Genomic DNA, 10155 nt, shown 5'->3' on the forward strand with positions numbered 1-10155 from the left:
GGTCACGCCGGTGCTGCGCAACGTCGAGCGCATGTCGTTCGCCGACATCGAAAAGACCATCGCCGACTACGCCAAGAAGGCCCGTGACGGCAAGCTGAGCCTGGAAGAACTGCAGGGCGGCACCTTCACCGTGACCAACGGCGGCACCTTCGGTTCGCTGCTGTCGACCCCGATCATCAACCCGCCGCAGAGCGCCATCCTCGGCATGCACGCCATCAAGGAGCGCCCGATCGCCCAGAACGGCCAGGTCGTGATCGCGCCGATGATGTACCTGGCGCTGTCCTACGAYCACCGCATCATCGACGGCAAGGACTCGGTGCAGTTCCTGGTGGACATCAAGAACCAGCTGGAAAACCCGGGCCGCATGCTGTTCGGCCTGTAAGAGACCTCCCGCCCCTCCGCGCCTGCGCGGAGGGGTTCTGGTAATGCAACAAGGACTATTTCAATGGCTGAACAATTCGACGTCGTCGTCATCGGTGCCGGCCCGGCCGGTTACCACGCTGCCATCCGCGCGGCCCAGCTTGGCCTGAAGACCGCCTGCATCGACGCAGCGCTGGGCAAGGACGGCAAGCCGGCCCTGGGTGGCACCTGCCTGCGCGTGGGCTGCATCCCGTCCAAGGCGCTGCTGGATTCCTCGCGCCAGTTCTGGAACATGGGCCACATCTTTGGCGACCACGGCATCAGCTTCAAGGATGCCAAGATGGACGTCGAAGCGATGGTTGGCCGCAAGGACAAGATCGTCAAGCAGTTCACCGGCGGCATCGCCATGCTGTTCAAGGCCAACAAGGTCGCCGCCTATTACGGCTTCGGCGAACTGCAGCCGGGCAACGTGGTCAAGGTCACCCAGCATGACGGCTCGGTCGTCGAGCTGAAGGGCACCAACGTCATCATCGCCGCTGGCTCGGATTCGATCGAACTGCCGTTCGCCAAGTTCGACGGCGAAACCATCGTCGACAACGTCGGCGGCCTGGACTTCACCGAAGTGCCGGCGCGCCTGGCCGTGATCGGCGCCGGTGTGATCGGCCTGGAACTGGGCAGCGTGTGGAAGCGCCTGGGTTCGGAAGTGACCATCCTGGAAGCGCTGCCGGACTTCCTGGCCGCGGCCGATACCGAAGTGGCCAAGACCGCCGCCAAGGAATTCAAGAAGCAGGGCCTGGACATCCGCCTGGGTGCCAAGGTCTCCAAGGCCGAAGTGACCGGCAAGGGCAAGAAGAAGGAAGTCGCCCTGACCTACACCGACGCCGAAGGCGAGAAGTCGCTGGTGGTGGACAAGCTGCTGGTGGCCGTCGGCCGTCGCGCCGCCACCAAGGGCCTGCTGGCCGAAGGTACCGGCGTCAAGATCAACGAGCGTGGCCAGATCGAAGTCGACGCGCACTGCCACACCGGCGTCAATGGCGTCTGGGCGGTCGGTGACTGCGTGCGCGGCCCGATGCTGGCGCACAAGGGCTTCGAGGAAGGCATCGCGGTTGCCGAACTGATCGCCGGCCTGCCGGGCCACGTCAACTTCGACACCATTCCGTGGGTCATCTACACCGAGCCGGAGCTGGCCTGGGTCGGCAAGACCGAGCAGCAGCTGAAGGCCGAGGGCATCCCGTACAAGGCCGGCAGCTTCCCGTTCGCCGCCAACGGCCGTGCCGTGGCGATGATCGAGCCGGCAGGCTTCGTGAAGGTTCTGGCCCACGCCGAAACCGATCGCATCCTGGGCATGCACCTGGTCGGCGCCAACGTGTCCGAGCTGGTGCACGAAGGCGTGCTGACCATGGAGTTCAGCGGTTCGGCCGACGACCTGGCGCGGATCTGCCACGCTCACCCGTCGCTGTCGGAAGTGGTGCACGACGCGGCGATGGCCGTGAGCAAGCGCGCGATCCACAAGGCGAACTGAGCCATCGGGTAGTGCCGGCCACTGGCCAGCGTTGCTGGATACGAAAAACCCCGCCTCGGCGGGGTTTTTTGTTGGCCGCTTGACCGCCCGCCTGCAACCCGGCCCAATGCAACCGGCCAGGACATGCTGTGGCCGCCGCCGATTTCCATGGAGCCGTACGATCATGCACCTGTCCCGCTTCTGCCGCCTGCCATTGCTGCTCGGCTTCGCCTTGGCCGGGTGCACTGCCACCCCAGCCAGAACCGACTACCGCGCAGCCGAGGTGCAGCCGGTCGAAGTGATGCCGCAACGCGATGGCGACGTGCTGATCCGCTACCACGTGCCTGCCGAGACGCTCTTCCACTCACCCGGCGCGGATGTGCGCACGGCCAGCGATGGCAGCCTGGAAGTATCCCTGCGGCGCTGTGGGATCAAGCAGCCCTGCACGGTGACCCATCCGGCGGCAGCCACCGCTGGGGCGCCGCTGCAGGTTGAATTCGTAGTGCGCCCGCGTGGCCGCATCATCATGGTCTACCGCGATCTGCGCGAACAGGTGTTCCCGGCACCGCCGGCCGCCGCGGCACCCTCATCCTGAAACCACCGCCGTACCGGCAGATGGCGGATCAACGCTGCATCGGCCGCGGCGCCGGCTTGGCGGCAGCCCTCTTCGGCGGATCGTCACAGATGCGGTGCTGGACGACCGTTTCCCCTGCCTTCCACTCCTTCGCCACCCGGCAGGATTCCTTGGGCGCATCCTCTGCAGTCGCGGCGGTGGCGGCCAAAGCAGGATCATGCCCGCGCTCCAGGTAGGCCGACGGCGGCTCCTTGGCGGACGCGGGCGCCGCCACCAGCAGCGCCACCATCGCAATGACGCGCGACCTCATGCGGTCACCGGGCCGCCGCCCAGCAGGCGTGCCGGCAGCATGAACAGCGCGCGCAGGAAGGCGAACAGTGCCGAGAAGGTGATGCCGAGCAGGCGGAACGGCAGGCTCAGCAGCCACACGAACGGCCAGGCGACCAGCGCCAGGATCGCCAACGGCCAGCACAGCACGAACAGCAGGCACCAGACACCAAGCGCAAACAAGGTCTTCATCAGAGGCTCCCTCGGCGGCACCCCGCCGCCTGCAACCACGTTGCTGCCCCGCCCTGTCGCCCGCAAACGGTTTGCGACGAAACCCGGTTGGGGGGCGATGAAACCTGCCGCTGGGGAGCAGATCCGCCGGGCATGGCCCGGCGCTACCGTAACGCCGTCGGCGCTATTCGAACGAACCGACCGAGTCGTGGGCCAGGTTGTCGAAACGRGTGTATTCGCCGAAGAACTTCAGCTTGCACGAGCCGGTGGGGCCACCGCGGTGCTTGCCGATGATGATCTCGGCCAGGCCCTTGTCCGGCGAATTTTCCTTGTTGTAGTAATCGTCGCGGTAGATGAAGACGATCATGTCCGCATCCTGCTCGATTGCGCCCGATTCGCGAAGGTCGGCCATCACCGGGCGCTTGTCGGTACGTGTTTCCAGCGAGCGGTTGAGCTGGGACAGTGCAATGACCGGCACGTGCAGTTCCTTGGCCAGGCCCTTCAGCGAACGCGAGATCTCGGAAATTTCGGTCGCGCGGTTCTCGCTGTTGCCCGGCACGCTCATCAGCTGCAGGTAGTCGATCACGATCAGGCCCAGGTCGTGCTCGCGCTTGAGGCGGCGGCACTTGGAACGCAGGATCTCCGGCGACACGCCCGGCGTATCGTCGATGAAGATCTTGGTTTCCTTCAACATCTTGATCGCACCGGTTACCCGGCTCCAGTCCTCGTCCTCCAGCTGGCCGGTACGCAGGCGCTGCGCGTTGATGCGGCCATTGGACGAGATCAGGCGCATCGCCAGCTGCGATGCGGACATTTCCATCGAGAACACTGCCACGCCCTTCTTCGACTTGATCGCCGCGTACTCGGCGATGTTCAGGGCGAAGGTGGTCTTACCCATCGCAGGACGCGCGGCAAGGATGATCAGGTCGGTCGGCTGCAGGCCGGCGGTCATCGCATCGAAATCGGTATAGCCGGTCGGCAGGCCGGTGATGTTGCCGCCATTCTCGAAGCGGTTGCGCAGCTCTTCGAATGCGTCCTTCAACGCACCGGGCATGGCCACGAAGTCGGTACGGCCGCGCGCGCCCTGCTCGGCGATGGCAAATACGCTCTTTTCCGCGGCGGACAGCAGCTCGCTGCTGTCGCGCCCCTCGGGCTGGAAACCATCGTTGACGATGTCSGTGCCGACCTGGATCAGCTGSCGCAGCACCGCYTTGTCRCGCACGATYTCSGCRTAGGCSMYGATRTTGGCSGCYGACGGCGTGGTGCTSGCCAGYTCGATCAGRTASGCGCCATCGCCSACCAGCTCCATCTTGCCCTGCGATTCGAACCACTCGCCCAGGGTCACCGCATCGAAGGGGCGCTCGCGCTCGGACAACTCGCGGATCGCCCGGTAGATCATCTGGTGGTCGCGGCGGTAGAAGTCACCCTCGGTCAGCTGGTCGTTGACCCGGTCGTAGGCCTCCGGTGCCAGCATCAGGCCACCCAGCACCGCCTGTTCGGCCTCCACCGAGTGCGGCGGCACGCGCAACTGGTCGATACGCGATTCATCGCGATCGCGATCGAAGCCATCGCCGCGCTCTCTGCGGTTGGAACGGAAGCCGGAACGGGCGGACATGCTGCGGTGTTTCCTGCAAAAGGGGCCAGACGAGTGTAGGCATGCGCCGAGCCCGGCGGCCATGGACAAACCTGTGGATAAGCCGTGGAAGAACGGGGGATATCCGCCTGAGCCTGTCCAGACTGGCGCGAGGGCGTCGCATTGCCTGCTACGGGCGTCGTTGCGACGCCCGAAGCGGACCATTATCGCAGATGGGAACCGCCGCTGCTGGCGTCAATCGCCCTTGGCATGTACCGCGATCAGGGCCAGGAACCGGTCCACATAGCCCTGCAGGAACGTCTGCGTGCCCTCGTTGTGGATCGTGCCGTCGGCATCGATCAGGCCATCCTTGAAGTGGATGAACGCCTCGGGCTGGCCAAGCACGTGCATGTCCAGGAAGGCCAGGCTGTTGCGCAGGTGCTGCTGGGCCACCGCCGTGCCGATCTGGCCGATGGAAGCACCGATCACCGCCGCTGGCTTGCCCGCAAAAGCGCTGTCGCCGTAGGGGCGCGAGCCGATGTCGATGGCATTCTTCAACACGCCCGGCACGGAACGGTTGTACTCGGGGGTCACGAACAGCACGGCGTCGGCGGCACGTACCTGGTCCTTCAGGCGCGTGCCCTGCGCGGGGTAGCTGGCGTCGAAATCCTGGTCGTACAGCGGCAGGTCGCCGATCTGCACGTACTGGAAGCGCGCCTTGTCACCCGCAAGTTTCTCCAGCGCGCGGGCCAGCTTGCGGTTGCATGAGTCCTTGCGCAGGCTGCCGACGAATACGGCAATGGTGGGGACGGACATCAGGACATACTCCTCACGGTGCGGGAGGGCCAGCCTAGCCGCCGCGCCCTTCCCCGCCGGTGAAGATCAAGCGCGCTTCACGCCTGCACGCACCTGCCGCCAGTGGTCCTGCCAGGCCTGGAACATCAGCACGTTCCACAGGTGCGTGTGCCACTTGCGCTGGCCGCCCAGGAACTGCTGCCACAGTGGCTGCACGGCGGCGGCCGACAGCACGCCTTCGCGTTCCAGTCGCGCCGGCTGCAACAGTTCGTCCGCCCAGGGCTTCAGATCGCCCTTCAGCCAATCACTGACCGGTGCACCGAATCCACGCTTGGGCCGGTGCACCATCGACTGCGGCACGTACCGCCCCAGCACGCGCTTGAGCAGCACCTTGCTGGTCGACTCACTGCGCTTGAAGCCCAGCGGCAGCGACCAGGCGAACTCGGCCACGCGCCAGTCCAGCAAGGGCGCACGTGCCTCCAGGCTGACCGCCATCGAGGTGCGGTCGACCTTGCACAGCAGATCGTCGGGCAGATAGCTGACGAAGTCGGCCAGCATCATCGCGTCGGCCGGCGTACCGGCACCATGCAGCGGATCGGCCAGATCGTAGAAGCTGCCCGCCTCGCGTGCACCGATCACCGCCGCCGCCGGATCGCGCCAGCGCGAGATGCGGTTGCGATACACATCGCCGATGCCACGTGCGCCGGTTTCGGCCAGCAACGCGGCCAGCCCGCCGGTGCGCGACGCCTCGCCCTGCTGGTGCGCACGCGCGCCCATCCAGCGCCGCRGCGGCGCGGGCACCCGTCCCAGCATCTGCCAGTTGCGCAGCGCGCGTACATAGCGGGTATAGCCGAAGAACAGCTCATCGCCGCCATCGCCGGACAGTGCGACGGTCACGCCCTGGCGGGCGAGGCGGGCGACCAGCGCGGTCGGCACCTGCGAGGCATCGGCAAAGGGTTCGTCGAACATTGCCGGCAGCTGCGGCACCACCGCCAGCGCATCGGCGCCACTGACATACAGCTCGGTGTGATCACAGCCAAGGTGGGTAGCCAGTTCCCTGGCCAACGGTGCCTCATCGTGGTGCGAGCCGCTGAAGCCGATGCTGAAGCTGTGCACCGGCTGCCCGCTCTGCGCCTGCATCAGCGCCGCCACCAGCGACGAATCGGTGCCGCCGGACAGGAACACGCCCACCGGCACATCGGCAACCATGCGCAGCGCCACGGCATCGCGCAGCAGGCCATCCAGCTGCTCCTCGGCCTCCTCGATGCGGCCCTGGAACGGTGCGGCCAGTGCCGCCTGCATGCGCGCGCGCGCGTCCCAGTACGGACGCTGCGCCTGCTCAGGGCGATGTGCGCTGGCCCCGGCCGCCACCGCCGCCGCATCCAGCCGCAGCACGCGCCCGGGCATCAGCTTGTAGCAGCGCTGGTGGATGCTGTGCGGTGCCGGGATGTAATCCAGCCGCAGCAGCAGCGTCAGCGCATCGCGGTCGATATCGTTGTCGAAATCCGGGTGCTGCCACAGCGCCTTCAGCTCCGAGCCGAACACCAGGGCATCACCGGCCCAGCCGTAGTACAGCGGCTTCTTGCCGACCCGGTCGCGGGCCAGCCACAGGCACTGTTCCTGGCGGTCCCACAGGGCGATGGCGAACATGCCGTTGGCGCGCTGCAGGGTGTCCTCGACGCCCCACTGCAGGATCGCGGCCAACAGCACCTCGGTATCGGAATGGCCACGGAACGCATGCCCCAGCGGCTCCAGTTCGGCGCGCAGCGTGGCGAAGTTGTAGACCTCGCCGTTGTAGGCCATCACATAGCGGCCGTCGGCCGAGGCCATCGGCTGGTGGCCCAGCGGTGAAAGATCGAGGATGCTCAGGCGCCGGTGGGCCAGGGCAATGCCAGCGGCGGCATCGACCCAGGTACCGCCGTCATCCGGCCCGCGATGGTGCAGCGCCTGGCCCATGGCCAGCGCCTGCGCCTGCAGGACCTCGGCCGGCGTCTGTGCCGCCGGCAACAACATACCTGCCAATCCACACATGCATCAGGGTTCCTGCGCCAGGTCGAGGGCGGCGCCAATCACCGCATTGTCGCTTGGAAGCCCGAACATTGCTGCCCCCGCCAGCGGCGTATAGGTATCGGCACCGCAGACCCGGCGCACGGGCAGGTGGCCATGGCCGGCCTCGACCAGCGCGGTGATCACGCCCTCGCCGACGCCCCCGCTCTGGCGCCCTTCATCCAGCACCAGCACCCGTTGCGCGGTGGCGGCCTGGGCGCCGATGAAGGCCGCATTCAACGGCACCAGCCAGCGCAGGTCGACCACACGCACCTGCCAGCCCAGCTGCTGCTCGATGGCGACCGCTGCGCGCAGCGCCATCGGCACACCGTTGCCATAGGTGAAGATCACCAGATCGCTGGCATCCGGCGCATACACCCTGCCCTCGCCCAGCACCAGCGCCTGCCCGGGTGCGGGGTAGTCGAACAACCACTGGCCGTCGCCGGCCGCGTGCAGATCCTTGGTCATGTACAGGGCGATCGGTTCAAGGAACACCGCTACCCGACCATCCACGCGGGCCAATGCCGCCAATGCGCGCAGCATCATCACCGCATCATCGCCACGCGACGGACAGCCCACCACCAGCCCCGGGATGTCACGCAGCGCCGTGATCGAATTGTCGTTGTGGAAATGGCCGCCGAACCCCTTCTGGTAGCCCAGCCCGGCCACCCGTACCAGCATCGGGTTGCGGAACTGGTCGTTGGAGAAGAACTGCAGCGAGCAGGCCTCGCCACGTACCTGGTCGATGGCGTTGTGCAGGTAGGCCAGGTACTGGATTTCCGGAATCGGCAGCATGCCCATGTTGGCCAGCCCCTGGGCCATGCCCAGGATCATGGTTTCGTCCAGCAGCGTGTTGAACACCCGGCGCGGGCCGAAACGGCGCAGCAGGTCGCGCGTCACCGTGTAGACGCCGCCTTTCTGCGCCACGTCCTCGCCAAACAACAGCGCCTGCGGGTACTTGCCCAGCAGCTCCTGCAGCGCATGGTTGATCTGTATCGCCAGATGCCGCGGCGGTTGCCGTTCGGGCAGCGCATCGGCGCCGCCGTACAGTGCCTGCCGGGCCTCGATGGGCGCCACGCGCTCGGCCTCGGCCTGCACCGCTGCGGGCGTATAGGGTGCCAACGGCGTGATCACTTCCTGCAATGTCTGCAGCTTCGGCCGCGAATCGGCATCGATGGCGGCGGCCATGCAGCGCGCGCGCAGGGTTTCATAGGCGGCCTCGACGCCCGCCGCATCCATCCAGCCCGATTCCAGCGCGATCTGCGCCGAGCGCAGCAGCGGGTCCTGCGCCTCGGCCGCGCACAGCTCGGCCAATGCGCGCCATTCCACTTCGAAGTCGGTACCGGCGTGGCCCATCAACCGCGTGGTGCGCAGGTGCAGGAAGGTGGGYCGACGCATGCGCCGGCAATGCTCGACCGCCGCCTGCACCTGCGCGTGTCCGGCCGCCAGGTCCAGGCCATCGGCAAAGAAATAGTCCAGGCCCGGTTGCCGGCTGAAGCGCTCTGCGATCCATCCTTCAGGGGTCTTCACCGAAATACCCAGGCCGTTGTCCTCGCAGACGAACAGGATCGGCACCGGCAGTTTCTGGTAGGCCGACCACATCGCGGTATTGAACGCGGTCTGCGCGGTGGCATGGTTGGCCGAAGCATCGCCGAAGGAGCACATCACGATGCTGTCGGCGGGAATCGGCAGCGGCTGGCTCAGGCGCCTGCCACTCTCGATCGCCAGCGCGGTACCCACCGCCTTGGGCAGGTGCGAGGCGATGGTCGAGGTCTGCGGCAGCACCCACAGCGGCTTGCTGCCCCACACTTTGTGACGGCCGCCGCTGGCCGGATCATCGGCACTGGCGGCGAAGGACAGCGCGGCGTCGCGCACCGGATCCATGCCGGGCACCAGCCGCGCACGCTCGGCCATGAAGGCGCCGGAACGGTAGTGCAGGAAGGCGGGGTCGGTGTGGCGGCAGGCGCGCGCAAGCAGCGCGTTGCCTTCATGACCGGACGAGCCGATGGTGTAGAAGACCTTGTTCTGCACGCGCAGCACGCGCGCCATCAGGTCGAGCTGGCGACTGAGCAGCTGCGATTCGAACAGTTCGCCGAAGGCGGCGGCGGTGAGGGTGCTGCCCGGCAGGATCGGCGCATCCGGCGCCGGGCGCGKACGCGGGATGCCGCGCCAGGCGCGTACGGCCTCGAGGAAATTGACGTCACAGACCTCGGCGCGATTGAGACCGCGCATGCGCGCGGGAATGGGATCAGGAACCACAGCGAACATCGAACACCCTCCGTGTCGTTGTTGCAGACCGTAACGCCAAGGCTGCCCGACCCTTCCGCTGGTCGAGCACGCCCGACGCTGCAGGGGAATCAATCCGGTGCGTTGAACCGCGCGCGCACCTCGGCGGTCACCGCAGGCATGGGCACGAAGCGAGGCTGCGCTCGCACCCGCTGCAACCAGGCCCCCACCTGCGGGAATGGATCCAGTGCGATGCCACCGTCGGCGGCGACATCGGAATAGGCAAACAAGGCGATATCGGCGATACCGTAGTCATCGCCGGTGAACCACTGCGCCTGGCTCAGATGCTGCTCCATCACCGCCAGCGCGCTGGCAGCGCGCTCATGCAGGCGCGGCAGTTCAGCACGGCGTGGCGAGTCGGCCGGTGTCCAGCCGCGGATGAAGCGTGCCACCGCCACGCAGGGTTCATGCGTGTACTGCTCGAAGAACATCCAGCTCAATGCCTGCGCACGCTGCCAACCGTCGGCGGGAAGATACGGCGTCCCCTCGGCCAGCCAGAACAGGATCGCATTGGACTCGGTC

Annotated in this window: 10 protein-coding genes; 3 read left to right on the plus strand and 7 right to left on the minus strand. The window is 66.9% G+C overall.

The window, feature by feature from the left end; genetic code table 11:
* The 3 genes from AC1VAN_RS03225 to AC1VAN_RS03235 form a co-directional block, all read left to right on the plus strand.
* Positions 1-382: 2-oxo acid dehydrogenase subunit E2 (locus AC1VAN_RS03225; protein WP_480985255.1), on the plus strand; the 382-nt coding region annotated here is incomplete at its 5' end.
* 63 nt (positions 383-445) lie between these two features.
* On the plus strand, positions 446-1882 hold the full coding sequence (lpdA, locus tag AC1VAN_RS03230) for a dihydrolipoyl dehydrogenase (RefSeq protein ID WP_032951934.1): 1437 nt from the start codon (positions 446-448) through the stop codon (positions 1880-1882).
* A 163-nt stretch (positions 1883-2045) separates the two neighbouring features.
* Positions 2046-2456 (plus strand): hypothetical protein, encoded by a 411-nt coding sequence (locus AC1VAN_RS03235; protein ID WP_051585183.1) that lies wholly within the window; start codon positions 2046-2048, stop codon positions 2454-2456.
* Positions 2457-2484: 28 nt separating this feature from the next.
* On the opposite strand, the gene AC1VAN_RS03240 is transcribed toward AC1VAN_RS03235, so the two are convergent.
* The 7 genes from AC1VAN_RS03240 to AC1VAN_RS03270 all read right to left on the minus strand — a co-directional run.
* Positions 2485-2724 carry a hypothetical protein gene (locus AC1VAN_RS03240; RefSeq protein ID WP_478048779.1) on the minus strand — a complete coding sequence of 80 codons (240 nt, stop codon included), beginning with the start codon at positions 2722-2724 and terminating at the stop codon, positions 2485-2487.
* A 17-nt stretch (positions 2725-2741) separates the two neighbouring features.
* Complete coding sequence (locus AC1VAN_RS03245; RefSeq protein ID WP_025876788.1) at positions 2742-2954, minus strand: hypothetical protein; 213 nt, start codon at positions 2952-2954, stop codon at positions 2742-2744.
* Positions 2955-3117: 163 nt separating this feature from the next.
* A complete protein-coding gene (locus AC1VAN_RS03250) occupies positions 3118-4548 on the minus strand; it encodes a replicative DNA helicase (protein WP_480985256.1) in 1431 nt (476 codons plus the stop codon).
* Between the two features lie 213 nt (positions 4549-4761).
* The gene (locus tag AC1VAN_RS03255; RefSeq protein WP_033831525.1) at positions 4762-5322 is read right to left on the minus strand and encodes an NADPH-dependent FMN reductase; all 561 of its coding nucleotides are present in this window, start codon (positions 5320-5322) and stop codon (positions 4762-4764) included.
* A 66-nt stretch (positions 5323-5388) separates the two neighbouring features.
* Entirely contained in the window at positions 5389-7332 is a 1944-nt protein-coding gene (gene asnB, locus AC1VAN_RS03260) for an asparagine synthase (glutamine-hydrolyzing) (protein WP_480985257.1), read from the minus strand.
* Between the two features lie 3 nt (positions 7333-7335).
* Positions 7336-9615, minus strand: coding sequence for a thiamine pyrophosphate-dependent enzyme (locus AC1VAN_RS03265; RefSeq protein ID WP_480985258.1), 2280 nt, complete (start codon positions 9613-9615; stop codon positions 7336-7338).
* 89 nt (positions 9616-9704) lie between these two features.
* On the minus strand, positions 9705-10155 hold a 451-nt coding region (locus AC1VAN_RS03270; RefSeq protein WP_480985259.1), incomplete at its 5' end, for a glutathione S-transferase family protein.

The organism is Stenotrophomonas sp. 05L44_2 (genome assembly GCF_056665995.1).